The following is a 20,676-nucleotide window of genomic DNA, read 5'->3' on the forward strand; positions in this document are numbered from 1 at the left end:
ACCGATGGCGCCCAACCCCCGACGGACTAGGGGATCGAACGCCATCGGACTGAACGACAGACGGCCGATCAGTTGTTGTCGAGTTGCGACGCAGCACCTGAGTCGAGGAACCAGACGGTGGATTCGGACCCGATAGCTCCTGCGGACGGAAAATCGTCCGGGTCTGCTCCGCCCACGGCGGCGGCCACGGCCTCCGCTTTGGCCGCTCCCGACACGAGCAACCACACGTGCTTGGCCCGCCGAATTGCGGGCAGCGTCAACGTGATTCGGACGGGCGGCGGCTTGGGTGAGTTTTCCACTGCGACGACGTACTGATGCTTCTCGCGTACGGCATCGGTGTGCGGGAACAGCGAGTTGATGTGCCCCTCACCGCCCATGCCCAGCAAGTGCACGTCGAATGCCGGTGTGTGTTCGCCATCCGAGTGCGCCCCGAGGATCTGCGCGTACGCCACGGCGGCCACCTCCGGGTCGCTCCCATGCGGACCGTCCGATGCGGCCATGCGGAAAATTCGGTCCGGGTGGACGCCGACGTGGTCGAGCAATGCCTCGGCCGCCTGTACCTCGTTGCGCTCGGGGTCACCGGCGGGAAGGAATCGTTCGTCACCGAAGTACACGTCGACCGATGCCCAATCGATGGTTCCCGAGTCCTTACGAAGAGCCTCGAGCAGCGCAATTCCGGTGCCACCGCCGGTGAGAACGACTGACGCAGTACCTCGCTCTGCTTGTGCTGCGGTCACGACCTCGACGAACCGAGTTCGAGCAGCGTCGACGAGCGCCTCCGCGTCGAGGAACTGCAGTACCGACGTTTCACTCATAGCTCACCTTCGACAATCCGTTCAGTGCCAACTCGTAGATCTCGTCCGTATCGAGGCGGCGGAGTTCTTCCGCGAGGCACTCGCGTGTCCCACGGCGCGCGAGTGCGACCTCCGAATCCGGCTGACCGGTGCGACGCAACGTCGCCGTCTTGCCGGTTTGCGGCCTCGTGATCGAGATGGTGGTGGTTTCGCGCTGCAGCTCGACTCGAAGTTCGCCGGTACGGCGGTGGACGGGAACATCGAGCTTGGCTGCGAGCCAACCAGCAAGGATGTCGAGCGCAGGTTCCTCGCTCAGTCCCGAGACGGTAGCGGACACGACCTTCTCGTGCGGTGCTTGATCGAGCGCCGTCGCCAACAGACCGCGCCAGTAGGTGATGCGGCTCCACGACAGGTCGGTGTCGCCGTCGGTGTAGCTCGACAACCGGCCTTTGATCGCGGCGGTGGTGTCCGGTGCGTTGGTGGCATCGGTGATACGACGAATGGCCAACCGGCCCAACGGATCCTTCGCTGGAACTGCCGGTGCTTCGTCCGGCCACCAGGCCACGATCGGGGTGTCCGGCAACAGAAACGGGATGACCACGCTGTGCTCGTGATCGGCGAGTTCTCCGTTGAGCCGGAGTACCACCACTTCGGAGGCACCTGCGTCGCCGCCCACCCTGATCTGCGCGTCGAGGCTGGACTCGGCTGTACGGTCACCCCGTGTCAATACGATGACGCGGCAGGGATGTTCGCGGCTCGCCTCGTTGGCTGCCGCGATCGCACGCTCGGCTTTGTCGGGGTTTCTACTCGCCACGATCAAGGTGAGAACGCGGCCGATGGTGACCGCGCCGCCCGATTCGCGGAGTTCGACGAGCTGCTTGCCGACCTCGGCGGTCGTGGTTGCGGGAATGTCGACGATCAAGGCCTTCTCCATTCGCGTCCGGTGCGCTGCATCATCTCGTCGCCCGAGCTCGGACCCCACGTACCTGCCTCGTAAGGTTCGGCGGTTCCTCCCGAGGCCCAGTGTTCGAGAATCGGATCGAGGATTTTCCACGACAGCTCGACCTCGGCATTGACTGGGAACAGCGAGGGCTCGCCCAGCAATACATCGAGAATCAACCGTTCGTAGGCCTCCGGCGAGGACTCCGTGAATGCCTGGCCGTAGCTGAAGTCCATGCTCACGTCACGTACCTGCATGCTCGAGCCTGGCACCTTCGATCCGAAGCGCATGGTCACACCCTCGTCGGGCTGCACACGAATGACCAGTGCGTTCTGCCCGAGTTCTTCGGTCATCGTGGCGTCGAACGGCAGGTGTGGTGCTCGCTTGAAGACCATCGCGATCTCGGTGACCCGGCGCCCTAGTGCCTTGCCGGTGCGCAGGTAGAACGGAACTCCGCCCCACCGCCTCGTGTCGACTTCGAGTGTGATGGCCGCGTAGGTCTCGGTGTTGGATTCGGAGTCGAAGCCCTCTTCTTCCTTGAGTCCCTTGACCTTCTGGCTTCCTTGCCAACCAGCGGCGTACTGGCCTCTGGCGGACGTTCGGTCAAGCGGTTCAGCCAGCTTCGTCGCCGAGAGAACCTTGATCTTCTCGGACTGCAGTTCCGACGGGCTGAAACTGACCGGCTCTTCCATCGCCGTGATCGCCAGCAATTGAAGCAAGTGGTTCTGAATGACGTCACGGGCCGCGCCGATTCCGTCGTAGTAACCGGCACGACCACCGAGTCCGATGTCCTCGGCCATGGTGATTTGAACGTGGTCGACGTAGTGCGCATTCCAGATCGGGTCGAACAGCTGATTGGCGAAACGCAGGGCCAGGATGTTCTGAACCGTCTCCTTGCCGAGGTAGTGGTCGATACGAAAGACCCTGTCCTCGGGGAACACTCGGTTGACGATGGCGTTGAGCTCTTTCGCACTCGCCAGGTCGTGACCGAACGGCTTCTCGATGACGACGCGTCGCCACCTGTCGGCCTCGCTCTGTGCGAGGCCGGATCGCGAGAGTTGTTCGAGCACGACGGGAAACGCGCCGGGCGGAATCGACAGGTAGAACGCGTGATTGCCGCCCGTGCCGCGGGTTTCGTCCAACTCCGCCAGAGTGCTCGCCAACTGATCGAACGCCGCATCGTCGTCGAAGGTGCCCTGCACGAATCGGAATCCTTCGGCGAGGGTGTTCCACACTTCCTCGCTGAACGGAGTTCGCGCGTGATCGCGGACGGCGTCGTGCACGATCTTGCCGAAATCGTCGTTGCCCCACTCACGTCGGGCGAAACCGACCAAGGCGAAACCGGGGGGGAGTAACCCCCGGTTCGCCAGGTCGTACACCGCAGGCATGAGCTTCTTACGCGCGAGATCTCCTGTGACGCCGAAGATCACGAGACTGCACGGTCCCGCGATTCTCGGTAGTCGTTTGTCACGGGGGTCGCGGAGCGGGTTGTGCCACTCCGGTGGATCCTCGTGGGGGGAATCGTGGGTGTCAGTGGCTGCGGTGCTCACGTCTCAGCTCTTCTGGCCCGCTTGGCGAAGCTGCTCGCCGGTTGCCTCGAGCAGTTCGGTCCACGACGCCTCGAACTTCTCGACGCCTTCGTTCTCCAGCGTGATGAACACGTCCGAGATGTCGATGCCGATGGCCGAGAGCTTGTCGAACACTTCCTGGGATTCGGGCCCCTTGCCGGAGATGGTGTCTCCGGTGACGTCTCCATGATCGGCTACGGCGTCGAGGGTCTTCTCCGGCATGGTGTTCACCGTGTTGGGGGAGACCAGGTCCGTGACGTAGAGCGTGTCCGGGTACGCCGGGTTCTTGACACCGGTGGATGCCCACAGTGGTCGCTGCGGGCGAGCGCCCGAGCCGGCCAGTTCGTGGAAGCGGGGTCCGACCTCGAACGTCTGCTGGTAGGCCACGTACGCCAGTCGAGCGTTCGCGAGAGCAGCCTTACCCTTGAGTTCCTCGGCGTCGGGCGTGCCGATCTTGCCGAGACGGGCATCGATCTCGGTGTCGACGCGAGAGACGAAGAACGACGCGACCGAATGGATCTTGGACAGGTCGTGGCCGGCGGCGCGGGCAGCTTCGAGCCCGTCGAGGTAGGCGCCGATGACCAGTTCGTAGCGCTCGACCGAGAAGATCAGAGTCACGTTGACACTGATGCCCTCACCGATGACCTTGGCGATCGCCGGGATTCCGGCCTCGGTCGCCGGGATCTTGATCAGAACGTTGGGACGATCGACGATCTTCCACAATTCGACCGCCTGCGCGATCGTCTTCTCGGTGTCGTGCGCGAGCCGAGGGTCGACCTCGATGGACACGCGCCCGTCGACGCCCGCTGTGGATTCGTACACGGAAGTGAAGAGGTCGCATGCGTTACGCACATCGTCGGTGGTTACCGTGCGAATGGTCGCGTCCACGTCGGCTCCGCGTTCGGCCAGCTCAGTGACCTGAGCGTCGTACGCGTTGCCCTTGCTCAGTGCGGCCTGGAAGATCGACGGGTTGGTCGTGACGCCCACGACGCTCTTCGTATCGATCAGATCCTTCAGGTTTCCGGAGGAGATCCGGTCACGCGACAGATCGTCGAGCCAGACGGACACGCCTGCGGCGGACAGATCTGCGAGATTCTTGTTCTGGGTCATGGTGTTATCCCTTCACGTTGGTGATCGACCGCTGTGCGGCTGCGGTGACGGCCTCGGCCGTGAAGCCGAACTCGCGGAACAGCGTCTTGGCGTCTGCCGACTCGCCGTAGTGCTCGAGCGACACGATCTCGCCGAAACCGCCGACGATCTGGTACCAGGGCATTGCGATACCGGCTTCGATCGAGACGCGTGCCTTGACGGTCGGCGGGATGACCTGGTCCCGGTAGTTCTGGTCCTGGCTGAAGAACCATTCGACACAGGGCATGGACACGACGCGTGCCGCTACTCCCTGTTCTTCGAGCTGCTTCTGTGCTTCGACCGCGTACTGCAGTTCGGAACCGGTGCCGATGAGTACGACGTCCGGGGCCGCTTTCGAGGACTCGGAGAGGATGTACCCGCCCTTGGCGACACCTTCGTAACTCGTGCCCTCGAGGATCGGGATGCCCTGACGCGTCAGCGCCAAACCGACGGGACCGCTGCTGCTGGACTTGGCCAGCACCGCGCGCCAGGCGTGCGCCGTCTCGTTGGCGTCACCGGGGCGAACGACGGACAGGTTCGGGATCGCGCGCAATGCCGCGAGGTGCTCCACCGGCTGGTGCGTCGGGCCGTCTTCGCCGAGTCCGATGGAGTCGTGCGTCCAGACGTAGATCGGGTCGATGTCCATCAGCGACGCGAGGCGAACTGCCGGCCGCATGTAGTCGCTGAACTGCATGAACGTGCCGCCGTACGCGCGGGTCGGCCCGTGCATGACGATGCCCGACAGGATGGCGCCCATCGCGTGCTCGCGAATGCCGAAGTGCAGCGTGCGACCGTACGGCTCGGCGTCCCAGTCGTCGGTCGAGATGGACGTGGGGCCGAAGGACTTGGCGCCCTTGATGGTCGTGTTGTTGCTACCCGCGAGGTCGGCCGAGCCGCCCCACAGTTCCGGGAGTACGGGTCCCACGGCGTTCAGAACTTCGCCGGACGCTGCGCGGGTCGCAATGGCCTTGCTGCCCGGCTCCCAGGTGGGGAGGACGTCGGCCCAGCCCTCCGGGAGATCACCGGCGGTCAGACGGTCGAGAAGCTTCTTGCGCTCGGGCTCGCGTGCAGCCCAGGCGTCGAACTCGGTGTTCCACTCGGCATGCGCTTTGCGTCCACGCTCCTGCAGGGCGCGGGTGTGCGCGATTACCTCGTCGGTGACCTCGAACTTCTTCTCGGGATCGAAATCGAGGGCCTTCTTGACCTTCGCGATCTCCTCGTCGCCCAGAGCGGCTCCGTGGACCGCGCCGGTGTTCATCATCGTCGGTGCCGGGAAACCGATGATCGTACGAAGAACGATGATCGACGGCTTGTCCGTGACCGCCTTGGCCGCCTCGATGGCTTCCTCGATGGCGGTGACGTTCTCGCCGCCCTCGACGACCTGGACGTGCCAACCGTAGGCCTCGTAGCGGGCGGCGGTGTTCTCCGACAGCGCGATGTCGGTGGCGTGCTCGATGGAGATCTTGTTGTCGTCGTAGAACAGAATCAGGTTGCCGAGCTGCTGGGTGCCCGCGAGCGACGACGCCTCGGAGGTGATTCCTTCTTCGATGTCGCCGTCGGAGGCGATGACGTAGATGAAGTGGTCGAACGGGCTCTCGCCCAGAGCAGGTTCCGGGTCGAACAAGCCGCGCTCGCGTCGTGATGCCATCGACATGCCGACCGCGGAGGCGAGTCCCTGGCCGAGTGGTCCGGTGGTGATCTCGACGCCGTCGGTGTGTCGGAACTCGGGGTGGCCCGGGGTCTTCGACTTGTAGGTACGCAGGGACTCGATGTCGACGAGTTCGAGCCCGAAACCGCCCAAGTAGAGCTGGAGGTACAGCGTCAGGCTCGAATGCCCGCACGACAGTACGAAGCGGTCACGGCCGATCCAGTGCGTGTCGGTCGGATCGTGACGCATCGTGCGCTGAAAGAGCGTGTAGGCGAGCGGAGCGAGGCTCATCGCGGTACCGGGGTGACCGTTACCGACCTTCTGAACCGCGTCGGCAGCGAGGACTCTGACTGTATCGACCGCCCTGGTGTCCAGGTCCGTCCAGTCGCTGGGGTGGTGCGCCGTGGTGAGGACGTCAATATCGTCTGTGATCGACACGAGCAGAGATCTCCTGACATTGGTACGAGTGAGACATGAACGTGACCGATCACAACCGGATCGCACACACGTCCGCCACCAGCCTAGTTCCGAGCGCGCCCGCTGTCGTGCCTTCCCCCCATTGGGCTCCTGCAACGAGTACTGCGGGTTGCTCGAGCGTTACCGGCAGAGGGACGAGTTCTTCACTTTGGGTGCCCTGAGAATTGGAGACGAGTCGGTCGCCGTCTACCATCGCTTGTAGTAGTGCGCAGCGAATCGACTCCGTCGGCTTTCGCTTGCGACGACGATCATGTGTGTTTCGAGCCCGTGCGAGGAGACGTAGTGCGAATTGGGCAGCAACCGGGCGGCCACGGATTCGCAGGCGGCGCTGGTCATCCCGAAGACCACGAGCTCGTAGACGAGGTAGATCCGAACGAGGCTGGGCCGAAGTCGGCGCCACGACGGGCGTGGGCCTTGTTCATGGCGTACGTCGCGCTCACGAAGCCACGGGTGATCGAACTTCTCTTGGTCACCACAATCCCGGCGATGCTCCTTGCCGACCGGGGCCACGTGCAACCCGGACTCATTCTGACGACGTTGTTCGGCGGAATGCTCGCTGCCGCCAGCGCCAACTGTCTCAACATGGTGGCCGACGCGGACATCGACAAGGTCATGGCGAGAACTGCGAAGCGCCCGCTTGCACGCGGAGCGATGCCCGTCTCGCATGCCTTCGTATTCGGAGTGACTCTCGGAATCGTCTCGTTCTTCTGGTTGTGGTTCACCACCAACCTGCTGAGCGGCATTCTTGCCGTCGTCACCATCTGCTTCTACATCTTCGTCTACACACTCGTGCTCAAGCGCCGGACGTCCCAGAATGTCGTGTGGGGTGGCGCGGCCGGGTGTATGCCGGTGATGATCGGCTGGTCGGCTGTGACCGGCACCATCGGCTGGCAGGCCGTGGTCATGTTCCTCGTGATCTTCCTGTGGACTCCGCCGCACACCTGGGCGCTGATGCTCCGCTACAAAGAGGACTACCAGGCCGCAAACGTTCCGATGCTGCCTGCCGTGGCGTCGGAGCAGAAGGTCACCAAGCACATTGTGCTGTACGCGTGGGCGACCGTCGCCGCGACTTTGGCGCTCGCACCTGGCTCGGGTGTCATCTACGCAGTCGTGGCGCTGGCATCGGGAATCTGGTTCCTGGTCGTCGCGCATCGTCTGTACGCCGGAGTCCGAGCGGGCACACCGGTCAAGCCGCTCAAGCTGTTCATTCTCTCCAACGAATACTTGGCACTGGTGTTCTGCGGCTTGGCCGTCGACTCGGTCGTCGGGTGGGACACACTCGCAACCTTGCTGTCCTGACTTCCTTCGACACACGGCATGGCAGTGATCCTGCGAAAGTTACCGAGCGGTATTGTCGGAGCATGACGACGGAAGCGGAAATGACTGCAGGTGACGACGGAAAGGCTGTCGGTGCGAAGGTCGAGGTGCCCCCTCGTGCCTTGTCCGCCGTCAAGACTTTCGTCGGAGAGCACGGCGGAACGGGCAACGTGGTGATTCAGCCGATCGGCCGTGTCGGTACCAGGGTCACCTTGGTCGGTGCAGACGGGGTGCTGGGCGACCAGGTTGTGGAGAACAACGACATCGCGCACGCTCTCGTCGCCGCGGTCGACGGACTCACCGAGTCCGAGTGGGACCGCGAACTCGTAAGCTCCGTGAACCCGGCTCCAGGTCACTGGAAGAAGATGGCCGGCTGGGTTGCCCATCAGACGCGTTTCCCGAAGGCGCGCAACGCAGCGTCGGAAAAATAGTTCGAAACCGTGGGAACCGTTCGCCGGTTCCTTGCGTCGAAATAGGTGGAGAGGTAGTCGGTCGTCTGAGGGGGAGACCGGCTACCTCTCCTCTTTTCTAGGCCTGAAGTGCGAGCTTGTTCACGCCTCGATCGGTTCACGAGCGGATTCGCGGACTCGGCACGCGGCCCAGACGGCCGCCGTGGCAGCGGTACATGCACCCGCACCGGCCACATGTATCGCGACGAGGACCGCCGGGACATCCGTCAGGTATTGGACGACGCCGACGAGTGCCTGCGCAACCACGAGTGCCAGAAGGACCTTCAGCCGAGACTTGACCAGCTCGGGTGCTTTGACCGCGTACAGCGCGAACCCGAGGCCGACGAGCAACGCCAGATAGCAGATAAGCAACTGCGAATGCAGGTGAACGAGGGTTACGACCTCGACCTCGAAGCGGGGGACCGGTTCGTCGATACTCTTGTCGCCCGCGTGTGGTCCTGCACCGGTCACCATGGTTCCGGCGATCAGCACACCGGCAAGGACGATGCCCGACAGCCCGGTGAGCAGACGCAACGGCTCCGGAACGGTTTTCGTCACCATCGTGTCCTCGTCGGATTGCCCGACCTTGAAGTACAACAGCGTGGCGAGCCACACCATGGCCATCGAGGCGACGAAGTGGATGGCCACGGTCCACCAGAGCAGGCCGGTCAACACGGTGATACCCCCGAGAATCGCCTGGACGACGGTACCGAGGGGCATGAGCCAGGCAAACGCGATCACTCCGCGACGACGACGCGCTCGGGTCACAGCCAGGACGATCGCCGCGGCAGCCAGGACGACGACGAAGGTCAGTAGGCGATTGCCGAATTCCACAGCTTGATGCAGAACGGGGACTTCCGATACGCCGACGGGTGTGAAACTGCCGGGAAAGCACTGGGGCCACGTCGGGCAGCCGAGCCCCGATGCGGTGACGCGCACGATCGCTCCGGTCACGGCGATGCCACCCTGAGTGAGGATGACGATGAACGCGAGGATCTTCTGAACCCGCAACGACGGTAACGGCAGGCGGTCGACTACGCGGAGATAGGCTCGATACAGCACATATGGATGGTAATCGGCGATCAACTACACGCTGTCGTTGACCCGCCCGTAGGAGTCACGTGAAGCGGAAGGTTCGTACCGCGAGCCAACCGCACAGCCCAGCCCATACAGCGAGCACTGCGATCCCGAACCAGTCGATGGTGCCGGTGACTGCCCGACCCAGAGATTCGGCGAGTGCACCGGACGGTACGAGTCGAGCCACGACGTGCAGTGCAGTCGGCAGGTCGTCGGCCAGCACCACCAGCGAACCGATACCGAGCATGACGAACCACAGAATGTTTGCAAGTGCGAGCACGATTTCCGCGCGAAGGGTTCCACCGAGTAGCAGGCCCATCGTCGCGAACGTCACAGTTCCTAGCGCGATGACCAGTGCGCCGAGGAGAAGACCGGCGACTGCGGGCCGCCATCCGAGGGCGAGAGCGATGGATCCGAGTACTACGGACTGAAGGACTACGACGAGAAGCACCGCCGCAGACTTGCCCCCGATGATTCCCCACTTCGGCAGGGGTGTGGCACCGAGTCGTTTGAGTGCCCCGTAGCGACGGTCGAAGCCGACCGCGATCGCCTGGCCGGTGAATGCTGTCGACATCACCGCCACCATCATGACGGCAGGAACGACCTGATTCACCGGGTGGTCACCCATCGCGCCGAGTGGCAACAACGTCAGCCCGACGAGCAGCGTGATCGGGATGAACATCGTGAGTAGAAGTTGTTCGCCGTTACGAAGCAACAGCTTCAGCTCGAGCATGGACTGGGCAGCCAACATCGCGGTCGGCGAACTCGCGCGAGGCTTCGGTGTGAAGAGGCCTGCTTCGAATCGATTGTCGGCGAGACGGACATCCCTGCGCGCGGTCATCGTCTCAGCTCCCTGCCGGTCAGTTCGAGGAATACGTCCTCGAGGCGTCGTTGATCCACCTGGAGCTCGGTGGCGAGTACGTCTTGCTCGGCGCACCACGAGGTGACGCTGACGAGAATATGCGGCTCGATCACACCTTCGATGACGTACGAACCCGGTGTCTCCTCAGTGGGGTGGTAACCGGCGGGCAAGGCAGCGTCGAGTAGCGACAACTCGAGACGCGGGGGCGCGGAGAAACGCAGTCGCCCTTCGGCGCCCTGCTTGGTCAACTCCGAGGCGGTGCCCGACGCAACGATTTTCCCGTGGTCGATGATGACCAACTCGTCGGCCAACTGTTCCGCTTCGTCCATCAGGTGCGTGGTGAGAAGCACGCTGACGCCGTCCCGGCGAAGGGCGTCGATCAATTCCCACACCAACAGGCGTGCCTGGGCGTCGAGGCCGGCTGTCGGCTCGTCGAGGAACACCAGTTCCGGTCTTCCGACGAGGGCGCACGCGAGGGCCAGGCGCTGTTGTTGGCCGCCGGACAGACGCCGATAGGGAGTCTTGACGGCCTGCTCCAGGCCTAGACAATCGAGGAGCCAGTCGGGGTCGAGCGGGTCGGCGGAGTACGACGCGACGAGGCGGAGCATCTCGCCTGCCTTGGCGCCCGGGTACGCGCCGCCGCCCTGCAACATCACCCCGATGCGAGGACGCAGCTGGGACGACTGGCTTACGGGGTCGAGCCCGAGCACCCGAACTGCGCCGGATTCCGGTGCGACGAACCCTTCGCACATTTCGACCGTCGTCGTCTTGCCCGCGCCGTTCGGGCCGAGTAGCGCCAGCACCTGAGCCCGGCCGACCTCCAGGGTGAGTCCGTCCACTGCGGCAACTCCGCCGTATGACTTCCGCACGTCCGTCAGTTGCACAGCGGGGCACGTCGATTTCGACGCCTCGCTACTCAGTTGCGCACCGGAGATCACGAGAGACCAGCGTATTCCCCGGCCGATTCGCCGCGCGCCGGTGGTCCGGTCGGCGCACGCCACGGCAGTCGGGAGCGGGTGAGGAGATAGAGGATTCCAATGGTCAGAATTGTCACTACAGCTGCCTGGACGATCTGGAACGGCAGATACTCGCTGCCGTTGGGCATGAGGATGACGCTGACGATCGACGAAAAGATGATTGCGGGTCCACGGAATGCCCGCGTGGTTGCCCACGCCGCGAGCGGGGTCACCGCCCACAGTAGGTACCAGGGCTGCACGACGGGGAACAGCAGGACCAGCGCTCCGAGGGACACCCCGAGCGCGCCGACCGGATGCAGCCGCCCCTTCAGTACTGCGACCAACATGCGGAGCGAGACGAATCCCGCAACGACCGCGGCGATGGGCCGTGTGAGGCTGAGCACAGCTGTGGTGTGGTCGCCCAATCCCAGAAGCACTCCGGTGAACCCGGTGCCGAGGCCGAGGATGGTGGGGATCGACATCCAGCTACGTACGACCCCTGCGGTGCCGAGCGTGTGGACCCAGCCGATCCCGAGTCCGCTCGCGACGCTGACACCACCGATGATGACGAGGGCAATGGCGCCGAGCAGCGCAGCCGACGATCCGACCGCCTTGAGCGATCCTCCCCACCGCCTGGCGAGCGCCATGCCCACGAAGCCGAGGGCGATCAGCGACGGAATCTTGACCGTCGAGGACAGCGCTATGAGCGCTGCGCCGGAGACCAGAAGCATGAGCGATGTACCGCGCAACGGCGAAGCGGACTCGATTGCCCGCAGCGCAAGTTCGGTGCCGGCGAGCATCAGGCCGATCATGAGAGCTTCGTTGTGTATTCCGGCTACCAGGTGGAACAGAAGTAGTGGGTTCGCGGCGCCGAGCCACAGCGCACTGACCGCGGCGACGCCGCACCTGCGGGCGAGGCGGGGGAGCGCCCACACGATGAGCGCCACCCCGGCGAGCGCGAGCAGGCGGTGCAGGAATATTCCGGCAACGATGTTCTCCCCGGTCAGCCAGGTGATGCCCTTGCCCATCCAGAGAAACAGCGGACCGTAGGGTGCCGGGGTGTCTCGCCAGATGTTCGGAACCGTACGGGTGAGAACGTTGTCCACGCCGAGTGCACCAGCCGGTCCGATCGCGTACGGATCGAGCCCTCGCGCGGTGATCTCGCTCTGCGCCAGGTACGAGTACACGTCGCGACTGAACATCGGCGGCGCCACGCATAGCGGCAGAATCCATAGAAGCAGCGTTCGATCGAGTTGCGACCTGGTCAGGCGCCGCGGGACATTGCCGTCGCGCAGACGACCTACTGCGAATCTGCCGAGCAGCAGCCACGCGAGGACCACCATGACGGTTCCGATCATGGTGACGGTCAACGCTGTCGTCGCCATCCGTGACGGAAGGCTAAGTATGCGAATCCCGACAACCGGGTTCTGCAGGACCGGCTGCGCACCCGCGCCGAGCGCGCCGGCGGCCATCAGGATGGCGCCCGCAGCGCCGAACCGTCGGATTCCCCGCAACTGACCGGTCTCGGATTCGTTCAGACCGGGAGCCTCGGCTTCGTCGCCGTGCAGAATCGCGACACTCGATGCTGGCTTGTTGGTGTCGAGGCCGACAAATCGCCTTATCGAACCGACCGTACGTAGCCGGAGGGACTGGGCCGCATCCGGCGTGATGTCGTCGGCATTCTGTTCGTCTGCGGTCGCTGGCACTTGGGCAGCGTAACCGTGACACGTTCCGCTACAGCGAACGCCGTTGGTCGCAGGTCCGTCGGTCGCCAGTGTGTAACCGGCGGTGCGGGCTCGATATTCCCTGGTCCGGCCTTCGGGTGAAGAAGGGCACCCTTGCTGGACCGGTGATCGCAATTCCGTCACACTGGTGTTGTGAAAACAGCAACGAGTACTGAGCGCGCGGAAGTGAGCGCCGTAGGCGGCACGCCTTCGTTTGCCGAGTCCTCGTCTGCCGCGGGCATGTCCGTCGCAGGTCAGGCTACCGCAGGCCCGGAAGGTCACACTCGATCCGCGGTCGTCACTTTGCTCCTGGAGGAAGGCCCGATCACCGCTTCCGACATCGGCAACAGGCTCGGTCTGAGCGCGGCCGGCGTGCGGCGACACGTCGAGGCGCTGATCGACAACGGCGAAGCTCGGGTAGCTCCAGCTGCGGCCTTACGTCAGCGAGGGCGAGGGCGCCCCGCGAAACACTTTCAACTGACTGCGGTCGGCCGAAACAGGCTCGGGCACACGTACGACGATCTTGCCGGGGCGGCCATGCGGCAGCTCCGCACGATCGGTGGAGACGCCGCCATCGAAGCGTTTGCTCGTCAGCGCGTCGACGCGATCGTCGCCGATGTCGAACCTGCTTCGGGGGACCGTCCGGCTGACGTCGAGGAAGCCGCCGACCGAATTGCCGACGCGTTCACAGCCGCAGGTTTTGCTGCTTCGACCAGGGTGGTGGGAAATGGCGTACAGATCTGCCAGCACCACTGCCCGGTGTCGCACGTGGCGTCGGAGTTCCCCGAGCTGTGCGATGCAGAACGTGCAGCGTTCGCCGAATTGCTCGGAACCCACGTACAACGCCTGGCGACCATCGCCAACGGCGACTGCGCCTGCACCACCCACGTTCCACTGAACACCCCCTCCACACTGAACACCCCCTCCACAACGTCCGGCGCGCAGCCCCGTGCCGGAAAACGCACAAGCCTCCGGAAGGAGCTCGCATGACCGTCACACCAGACCAGGTGACACCCGCGGTGCCGATGACTCAGGACGAGACCATCGCGTCGCTCGGTAACTACGGTTTCGGCTGGGCCGACTCCGACGTGGCCGGTGCCAGCGCGAAGCGCGGACTGTCCGAAGCCGTGGTCCGAGACATCTCTGCCAAGAAGAGCGAGCCCGAGTGGATGCTCGAGGCGCGCCTGAAGGCTCTGAAGACGTTCGATCGCAAGCCCATGCCCAACTGGGGGTCGGACCTCGACGGCATCGATTTCGACAACATCAAGTACTTCGTTCGTTCGTCCGAGAAGCAGGCCGCCACCTGGGACGACCTACCCGAAGACATCAAGAACACCTACGACAAGCTCGGCATCCCCGAGGCCGAGAAGCAGCGTCTGGTCTCGGGCGTTGCAGCTCAGTACGAGTCCGAGGTCGTCTATCACTCGATCCGTGAGGATCTCGAGGCACAGGGCGTTCTGTTCCTCGACACCGATACCGCCCTGAAAGAGCAGCCCGAGCTGTTCCGCGAGTACTTCGGCACCGTCATTCCGGCTGGTGACAACAAGTTCTCCGCGCTCAACACGGCCGTGTGGTCGGGTGGCTCCTTCATCTACATCCCGCCGGGCGTCCACGTCGACATTCCGCTGCAGGCGTACTTCCGAATCAACACCGAGAACATGGGCCAGTTCGAGCGCACGCTGATCATCGTCGACGAGGGTGCCTACGTGCACTACGTCGAGGGCTGCACCGCGCCGATCTACAAGTCCGATTCGCTGCACTCGGCGGTCGTCGAGATCATCGTCAAGAAGGGTGGTCGCTGCCGGTACACGACCATCCAGAACTGGTCGAACAACGTCTACAACCTCGTGACCAAGCGCGCCAAAGCAGAAGCGGGCGCCACGATGGAGTGGGTCGACGGCAACATCGGTTCCAAGGTCACCATGAAGTACCCGGCAGTGTGGATGACCGGTGAATACGCCAAGGGCGAGGTTCTGTCGGTCGCGTTCGCAGGACCGGACCAGCACCAGGACACCGGCTCGAAGATGCTCCACCTCGCGCCGCACACCTCGTCGAACATCGTCAGCAAGTCGGTTGCACGTGGCGGCGGTCGCACCTCGTACCGCGGATTGATTCAAATCAACAAGGGTGCCTACGGATCGCGATCGACGGTGAAATGCGACGCGCTTCTGGTGGACAACATCTCGCGCTCGGACACTTACCCGTACGTCGACATTCGCGAGGACGACGTGTCGATGGGTCACGAAGCCACGGTCTCCAAGGTCAGTGACGATCAGCTCTTCTACCTCATGAGCCGTGGCCTGACCGAGGACGAGGCAATGGCCATGGTCGTTCGCGGATTCGTCGAGCCGATCGCTCGCGAACTCCCGATGGAATACGCGCTCGAGCTCAACCGGCTCATCGAGCTTCAGATGGAAGGATCGGTCGGATAAGTGAGCAACCAAGCGGTACCCGTCGATGGAGTGATCGGCGCAGTCGTGTCCGAGAATCCGTCCAGGGAAGACAAGACGAAACTGGTCGCGAACAAGGGCGCGCAGTTCACCTCGTACGACGTGAACGCGTTCGAGATCCCGTCAGGCCGTGACGAGCTGTGGCGGTTCACACCCCTACGCCGTCTGCGCGGTCTGCACGACGGCTCCGCTGTCGCCACCGCGGAAGCCGATATCGCGGTGGCCAACACCGAAGGTGTGACAGTGGAAAAGGTGGCACGCGACGACGCGCGCATCGGTGTCGCAGGTGTACCCGCAGATCGTGTTGCTGCACAAGCCTATTCGTCCTTCGGCGAGGCAACGGTCGTGACTGTCGGTACCGAGAAGGAAATCGCGGAGCCGATCGCGATCACCGTCACCGGGCCTGGCACCGATGCGGTGTCCTACGGGCACCTTCAGATTCGCCTCGAGAAGTTCGCCAAAGCCACCGTCGTCATCGATCAGGTCGGTAGCGGAACGTACGCCGAGAACATCGAGTTCGTTCTCGACGACACCGCCAATCTGACCGTGGTGGTCATCCAGGACTGGCAGTCCGACGCAGTGCACGTCGGGGCACACCACGCCCGACTCGGTCGGGACTCGGTACTTCGGCATTTCAATGTGAGCCTGGGCGGCGATCTCGTGAGAGTCAGCCCGACCGTGCACTACGACGCGCCGGGTGGCGACGCCGAGCTGCTGGGGATTTACTTCGCCGACGCGGGTCAGCACTTGGAACAGCGTCTGCTGGTCGACCACACCGCACCGAAGTGCAAGTCCAACGTGCTCTACAAGGGCGCCCTTCAGGGCGAGACCGGCCCGGGCAAGGTCGATGCGCACACCGTATGGATAGGCGACGTGCTCATTCGAGCCGGAGCCGAAGACACCAGTACGTTCGAGTTCAACCGCAATCTGGTGCTGACGGATGGTGCTCGTGCGGACTCCGTTCCCAACCTCGAAATCGAGACCGGTGAGATCCTCGGCGCCGGACACGCAAGCGCCACCGGCCGATTCGACGACGAGCAGCTCTTCTATCTGCGCGCCAGGGGAATCTCCGAGCAAGCTGCCCGCAGGCTGATCGTTCGCGGTTTCTTCCACGAGATCATCGACCGCATTCCGGTTGCAGCAGTGCGTGATCGTCTCGACGCAGCTATCGAGACCGAACTCGCCGTCACCGGCGCTTAGACATTCATCGAACTTCGTAAGGAATTTTCATGTCCACGCTCGAAATCCGTGACCTGCACGTCAGCGTCGCAAACTCGGACGCTACCGCCGACCCGATCGACATTCTGAAAGGCGTGGACCTGACGGTCCGCTCCGGCGAGACTCACGCCATCATGGGCCCCAACGGGTCCGGCAAGTCGACGCTGTCGTACGCGATCGCGGGCCACCCGAAGTACACCGTCACCTCCGGAACGATCACGCTCGACGGTGAAGACGTGCTCGAGATGAGTGTCGACGAACGCGCACGTGCAGGCCTGTTCCTCGCGATGCAGTACCCCGTCGAGGTACCGGGCGTCTCGATGTCCAACTTCTTGCGCACGGCAGCCACGGCTGTTCGGGGAGATGCCCCCAAGCTTCGCCTGTGGGTCAAGGAAGTTAAGAACGCGATGGGCGAGCTCGAGATCAAGGAAGAGTTTGCCGAGCGCAGCGTCAACGAAGGTTTCTCCGGCGGCGAGAAGAAGCGGCACGAGATTCTTCAGCTCGGACTGCTGAAGCCGAAGATCGCAATACTCGACGAGACCGACTCCGGTCTCGATGTGGACGCGCTCAGAGTCGTGTCGGAAGGCGTCAACACCTACAAGGAGCGCGGCTGGGTCGACTCCACCGGCGCGACGGTGGGCGGCGGCGTGCTCTTGATCACCCACTACACGCGGATCCTGCGATACATCAATCCTGATTTCGTGCACGTCTTCGTCGGCGGCAAGATCGTCCAGTCCGGCGGAGCAGAGCTGGCAGACGAGCTCGAGACAAACGGTTACGCAGCATTCACGCAGGATGCGACGACAGGAGCGTAGGCAATGTCTGCACCAGCAGGCTTGAAGGACGCTGCATTCGACGTCACGGCCATTCGTGCCGATTTCCCGATTCTCGGGCGCACGGTGCGTGATGACAAGCCGCTGGTGTACCTCGATTCGGGTGCGACGTCTCAGCGTCCGGTTCAGGTGCTCGATGCCGAGCGCGACTTCCTTGTCACGTGCAATGCCGCGGTGCACCGAGGCGCGCACCAACTTGCCGAGGAGGCGACCGACGCGTACGAAGGTGCGCGTGGTCTCATCGCGTCGTTCGTCGGTGCCGATCTCGACGAGATGGTGTTCACCAAGAACGCGACCGAGGCGCTGAACCTCGTCACCTACGTTCTCGCTGACGACCGATTCGAACGTTGTGTCGGACCTGGCGACGAGATTGTGATCACTGAGCTCGAGCACCATGCAAATCTGGTTCCGTGGCAGGAGCTGGCTCGTCGGACCGGTGCAACACTGCGGTGGTACGGCGTCACGGACGACGGACGAATCGACGTGGACTCGCTGGAATTGACCGACGCCGTCAAGGTCGTTGCGTTCACTCACCAGTCCAACGTGACGGGTGCGGTCGCGCCGGTGCAGGAGTTGGTCCGGCGGGCCCGTGCGGTCGGAGCGCTCGTTGTTCTCGATGCGTGCCAGTCGGTGCCGCACATGGCAGTGGATCTGCATTCACTCGACGTCGACTATGCCGCATTCTCGGGTCACAAGATGTTCGGTCCTTCCGGCGTCGGTGTTCTCTACGGCAAAGCAGAGCTGCTCGATGCCATGCCCCCGTTCATCACCGGTGGTTCGATGATCGAAACCGTGACGATGGACAAGACCACCTACGCACCTCCGCCGCAGCGGTTCGAAGCCGGTGTTCCGATGACGTCTCAGGTCGTCGGGCTGGGGGCTGCAGTGCAGTACATCGAGAAGATCGGCATCGACGCCATCGCCGCGCACGAGAAATCGCTTGTCGCAGCAGCATTGGCAGAGTTCGCAAACATCGACGGGCTTCGAGTGATCGGACCGACCGAGAATGTGAACCGTGGATCGGCTGTGTCCTTCGTCGTAGACGGCATCCATGCGCACGACCTGGGCCAGATTCTCGACGACGAGGGTGTCGCCATTCGCGTCGGACACCACTGCGCGTGGCCGCTTCACCGCCGATTCGGCATAGCAGCGACGGCACGCGCCTCGTTCGCGGCGTACAACACCGTCGACGAAGTGCAGGTGTTGGCCGCAGCGATCCGCCGCGCGCAGAGCTTCTTCGGCGCGACCGGACAGCCTGGGGGCGGATCCTGATGCGGATGGAACAGATGTACCAGGAAGTGATCCTCGATCACTACAAGCATCCGCACGGTCGCGGACTTCGGGAACCGTTCGGCGCTGAGGTGCACCACGTAAACCCGACCTGCGGTGACGAGGTGACGCTACGCGTGCATATCGACGACGCAGGCACGATCGCCGACGTCTCCTACGACGGGCAAGGCTGCTCGATCAGCCAGGCATCCACGTCGGTGCTGACCGATCAGATTATCGGGCAGTCCGTGGAGGAAGCCATGCGAATCGTGGAATCGTTCAGCGAGATGGTCGGTAGCCGCGGTACCGTCGAAGGCGACGAAGATGTCATCGGCGATGGAATCGCATTCGCCGGAGTGGCGAAGTATCCCGCACGCGTCAAGTGTGCACTGCTCGGGTGGATGGCTTTCAAGGACGCGGTTGTTCGCATAGTAGAGGCGCCCACCGACGCACCAGCAATTTCCGGAGGACAGCAAGCATGACCGACACACCAGTCACCGAAACCCCGGTTCCCGCAGCTGCGGGAACCGAGACAACGCCGGTCGCCTTGACCGTCGAGGAAATCAAAGTTCTCGAAGACCTCGAAGAAGCGATGCGCGACGTCGTCGACCCGGAGCTCGGCATCAACGTCGTCGATCTCGGTCTGGTCTACGACATCAAGATCGACTCGGAGGACATCGTCACAGTAGACATGACGCTGACATCGGCGGCATGTCCGTTGACCGATGTCATCGAGGATCAGGCTCGCGGCGCGCTTGTGCGTAGCGGTCTGTGCTCGGACCTGAAGATCAACTGGGTCTGGCTACCGCCATGGGGTCCGGACAAGATCACCGACGACGGCCGCGAGCAGCTCAGAGCGCTCGGCTTCACGGTGTAGAACGGGTCGATCCATACGGCGGCACGCCCGGGTGCGCACTACACGCGGGGCGTGCCGCCGTATGGATCAGGCGCTCTTGCTTTCGGTGCTCTTGGCGGCAGTCTTCTTGGCAGCCGCCTTTTTTGCTGCTGTCTTCTTCGCGGGAGCCTTCTTCGCTGCGGCTTTCTTGGCTGGCGCCTTCTGAGCGCCGCCCCCGGACGAGTTCTCACCCGAAGACTTGCTTCCGGAAGAACTATCCCCGGATTTGGCGTTCTTGCCTGCGGCCTCGACGCTTCGCTGCAACGCAGCGACCAAGTCCACTACTTCTGCATCCTCACCGTCGTCCGAGGACTCCTCCTCGGTGTGGATGACCTTCTCGCCGCCGTTCGCGATGGTGTCGTCGATGAGTTTGCGCAGTTCGATCTGGTAGTCGTCCGTGTACTCGGTCGGATCGAAGTCCGCGGACATACTTTCCACCAGCGATGTCGCCATCTTGACTTCCTGTGGCCTGGCGTCGGGTGCGTCGTCGAGCGACGGAAACTCCGCGGCACGCACCTCGTCGGGCCACAGAAGCGTCTGTATCACCAACACATCGTCACGCACACGAAGTGCTGCCAGCCGGGTCTTCTGACGCAACGTGAAGTGGACAAGGGCTGTTCGTTCGGTTTCCAGCAGGGTTTGGCGCAGCAGAACGTAGGCCTTCGGCGAGGACGAATCGGGTTCGAGGAAGTAGCTCTTGTCGAAGAGAATCGGATCGATCTGATCAGTGGGAACGAACTCGAGAACCGGAATTTCGTGCTTCTCGGCGGCAGGGAGCTTGTCGAAATCCTGGTCGGTGAGGATCACTCGCTCGCCATCGGGGGAGTCGTACGCCTTGTCGATGTCAGCGAACTGGACGGACTTGCCGCACTCGGAGCAGATGCGGTCGTACTTGATCCGTCCACCGTCCTTCGCGTGCACCTGGTGGAACCTGATGTCGTGGGTCTCGGTCGCGGAGTACACCTTGACCGGGACGTTGACCAGCCCGAAGGCGATCGAACCCTTCCAAATGGAACGCATGGGGTCAATGATTCCTCACGATGTGAGTGTGAGTCGACCCCCAGCGCGAAA

The 20,676-nt window shown here is 63.4% G+C and carries 19 protein-coding genes; 9 read left to right on the top strand and 10 right to left on the bottom strand.

Translation table 11 applies throughout. The annotated features are described in order from the left end of the window. Nucleotides 1-68 precede the first annotated feature (68 nt). From pgl to tkt, 5 genes are read right to left on the bottom strand one after another with little or no spacing between them, the layout of a single operon-like run. Nucleotides 69-815: a 6-phosphogluconolactonase gene (pgl, locus tag D8W71_RS16625; protein ID WP_121114877.1), complete on the bottom strand. Its 747-nt coding sequence runs from the start codon at nt 813-815 to the stop codon at nt 69-71. Next, nucleotides 808-1,716: a glucose-6-phosphate dehydrogenase assembly protein OpcA gene (gene opcA, locus D8W71_RS16630; protein WP_328588792.1), complete on the bottom strand. Its 909-nt coding sequence runs from the start codon at nt 1,714-1,716 to the stop codon at nt 808-810. Before opcA ends, pgl begins: the two co-directional genes overlap by 8 nt. Further along, entirely contained in the window at nt 1,713-3,284 is a 1,572-nt protein-coding gene (gene zwf / locus D8W71_RS16635; protein WP_121114881.1) for a glucose-6-phosphate dehydrogenase, read from the bottom strand. Before zwf ends, opcA begins: the two co-directional genes overlap by 4 nt. A gap of 3 nt (nt 3,285-3,287) precedes the next feature. Then, nucleotides 3,288-4,412, bottom strand: a complete 1,125-nt coding sequence (tal, locus tag D8W71_RS16640; RefSeq protein WP_121114883.1) for a transaldolase — start codon at nt 4,410-4,412, stop codon at nt 3,288-3,290. A 4-nt stretch (nt 4,413-4,416) separates the two neighbouring features. Continuing rightward, a complete protein-coding gene (tkt, locus tag D8W71_RS16645; protein WP_121114885.1) occupies nt 4,417-6,516 on the bottom strand; it encodes a transketolase in 2,100 nt (699 codons plus the stop codon). Nucleotides 6,517-6,837: 321 nt separating this feature from the next. On the opposite strand from tkt, the gene D8W71_RS16650 reads away from it, so the two are divergent. Continuing rightward, nucleotides 6,838-7,854, top strand: a complete 1,017-nt coding sequence (locus D8W71_RS16650; RefSeq protein WP_121119371.1) for a heme o synthase — start codon at nt 6,838-6,840, stop codon at nt 7,852-7,854. 62 nt (nt 7,855-7,916) lie between these two features. Then, nucleotides 7,917-8,303, top strand: coding sequence for a hypothetical protein (locus D8W71_RS16655; RefSeq protein WP_121114887.1), 387 nt, complete (start codon nt 7,917-7,919; stop codon nt 8,301-8,303). A gap of 120 nt (nt 8,304-8,423) precedes the next feature. Here the strand turns inward: D8W71_RS16655 and D8W71_RS16660 are convergent, their stop codons facing one another. The 4 genes from D8W71_RS16660 to mptB are packed head-to-tail and all read right to left on the bottom strand — an operon-like array spanning nt 8,424 to nt 12,838. Beyond that, a complete protein-coding gene (locus D8W71_RS16660) occupies nt 8,424-9,383 on the bottom strand; it encodes a COX15/CtaA family protein (protein ID WP_201265108.1) in 960 nt (319 codons plus the stop codon). Nucleotides 9,384-9,438: 55 nt separating this feature from the next. Beyond that, entirely contained in the window at nt 9,439-10,239 is an 801-nt protein-coding gene (locus D8W71_RS16665; RefSeq protein ID WP_121114891.1) for an ABC transporter permease, read from the bottom strand. Beyond that, on the bottom strand, nt 10,236-11,144 hold the full coding sequence (locus tag D8W71_RS16670; protein WP_236078025.1) for an ABC transporter ATP-binding protein: 909 nt from the start codon (nt 11,142-11,144) through the stop codon (nt 10,236-10,238). Before D8W71_RS16670 ends, D8W71_RS16665 begins: the two co-directional genes overlap by 4 nt. 50 nt (nt 11,145-11,194) lie before the next feature. Continuing rightward, on the bottom strand, nt 11,195-12,838 hold the full coding sequence (gene mptB, locus D8W71_RS16675; protein ID WP_121119373.1) for a polyprenol phosphomannose-dependent alpha 1,6 mannosyltransferase MptB: 1,644 nt from the start codon (nt 12,836-12,838) through the stop codon (nt 11,195-11,197). 342 nt (nt 12,839-13,180) lie between these two features. Here mptB and D8W71_RS16680 point away from each other — a divergent pair, with 342 nt between their 5' ends. From D8W71_RS16680 to D8W71_RS16710, 7 genes are read left to right on the top strand one after another with little or no spacing between them, the layout of a single operon-like run. Next, on the top strand, nt 13,181-13,930 hold the full coding sequence (locus D8W71_RS16680; protein WP_201265414.1) for a helix-turn-helix transcriptional regulator: 750 nt from the start codon (nt 13,181-13,183) through the stop codon (nt 13,928-13,930). A 35-nt stretch (nt 13,931-13,965) separates the two neighbouring features. Next, nucleotides 13,966-15,372 carry a Fe-S cluster assembly protein SufB gene (gene sufB, locus D8W71_RS16685; RefSeq protein WP_442972056.1) on the top strand — a complete coding sequence of 469 codons (1,407 nt, stop codon included), beginning with the start codon at nt 13,966-13,968 and terminating at the stop codon, nt 15,370-15,372. Continuing rightward, nucleotides 15,373-16,590, top strand: a complete 1,218-nt coding sequence (gene sufD, locus D8W71_RS16690; protein WP_121114899.1) for a Fe-S cluster assembly protein SufD — start codon at nt 15,373-15,375, stop codon at nt 16,588-16,590. Between the two features lie 29 nt (nt 16,591-16,619). Beyond that, entirely contained in the window at nt 16,620-17,423 is an 804-nt protein-coding gene (gene sufC, locus D8W71_RS16695; RefSeq protein WP_121114901.1) for a Fe-S cluster assembly ATPase SufC, read from the top strand. A gap of 3 nt (nt 17,424-17,426) precedes the next feature. After that, nucleotides 17,427-18,713 carry a cysteine desulfurase gene (locus D8W71_RS16700; RefSeq protein ID WP_121114903.1) on the top strand — a complete coding sequence of 429 codons (1,287 nt, stop codon included), beginning with the start codon at nt 17,427-17,429 and terminating at the stop codon, nt 18,711-18,713. Continuing rightward, complete coding sequence (sufU, locus tag D8W71_RS16705; RefSeq protein ID WP_121114905.1) at nt 18,713-19,192, top strand: Fe-S cluster assembly sulfur transfer protein SufU; 480 nt, start codon at nt 18,713-18,715, stop codon at nt 19,190-19,192. The genes D8W71_RS16700 and sufU overlap by 1 nt, the downstream gene beginning before the upstream one ends. Continuing rightward, entirely contained in the window at nt 19,189-19,587 is a 399-nt protein-coding gene (locus D8W71_RS16710) for a metal-sulfur cluster assembly factor (protein ID WP_236077464.1), read from the top strand. The genes sufU and D8W71_RS16710 overlap by 4 nt, the downstream gene beginning before the upstream one ends. Before the next feature lie 66 nt (nt 19,588-19,653). On the opposite strand, the gene ku is transcribed toward D8W71_RS16710, so the two are convergent. Continuing rightward, the gene (ku, locus tag D8W71_RS16715) at nt 19,654-20,625 is read right to left on the bottom strand and encodes a non-homologous end joining protein Ku (protein ID WP_121114907.1); all 972 of its coding nucleotides are present in this window, start codon (nt 20,623-20,625) and stop codon (nt 19,654-19,656) included. Nucleotides 20,626-20,676 lie beyond the last annotated feature (51 nt).

The sequence above is a fragment of the Rhodococcus sp. P1Y genome (assembly GCF_003641205.1).
Lineage (GTDB): Bacteria > Actinomycetota > Actinomycetes > Mycobacteriales > Mycobacteriaceae > Rhodococcoides.

Bases quoted from the DNA above. Each gene is read 5' to 3' on its own strand.
- D8W71_RS16700 (WP_121114903.1), top strand. From the start codon at position 17,427: ATGTCTGCACCAGCAGGCTTGAAGGACGCTGCATTCGACGTCACGGCC.
- D8W71_RS16665 (WP_121114891.1), bottom strand. From the start codon at position 10,239: ATGACCGCGCGCAGGGATGTCCGTCTCGCCGACAATCGATTCGAAGCA.
- D8W71_RS16655 (WP_121114887.1), top strand. From the start codon at position 7,917: ATGACGACGGAAGCGGAAATGACTGCAGGTGACGACGGAAAGGCTGTC.
- sufC (WP_121114901.1), top strand. From the start codon at position 16,620: ATGTCCACGCTCGAAATCCGTGACCTGCACGTCAGCGTCGCAAACTCG.
- D8W71_RS16680 (WP_201265414.1), top strand. From the start codon at position 13,181: ATGTCCGTCGCAGGTCAGGCTACCGCAGGCCCGGAAGGTCACACTCGA.
- tal (WP_121114883.1), bottom strand. From the start codon at position 4,412: ATGACCCAGAACAAGAATCTCGCAGATCTGTCCGCCGCAGGCGTGTCC.
- D8W71_RS16710 (WP_236077464.1), top strand. From the start codon at position 19,189: ATGACCGACACACCAGTCACCGAAACCCCGGTTCCCGCAGCTGCGGGA.
- ku (WP_121114907.1), bottom strand. From the start codon at position 20,625: ATGCGTTCCATTTGGAAGGGTTCGATCGCCTTCGGGCTGGTCAACGTC.
- sufB (WP_442972056.1), top strand. From the start codon at position 13,966: ATGACTCAGGACGAGACCATCGCGTCGCTCGGTAACTACGGTTTCGGC.
- pgl (WP_121114877.1), bottom strand. From the start codon at position 815: ATGAGTGAAACGTCGGTACTGCAGTTCCTCGACGCGGAGGCGCTCGTC.
- sufU (WP_121114905.1), top strand. From the start codon at position 18,713: ATGCGGATGGAACAGATGTACCAGGAAGTGATCCTCGATCACTACAAG.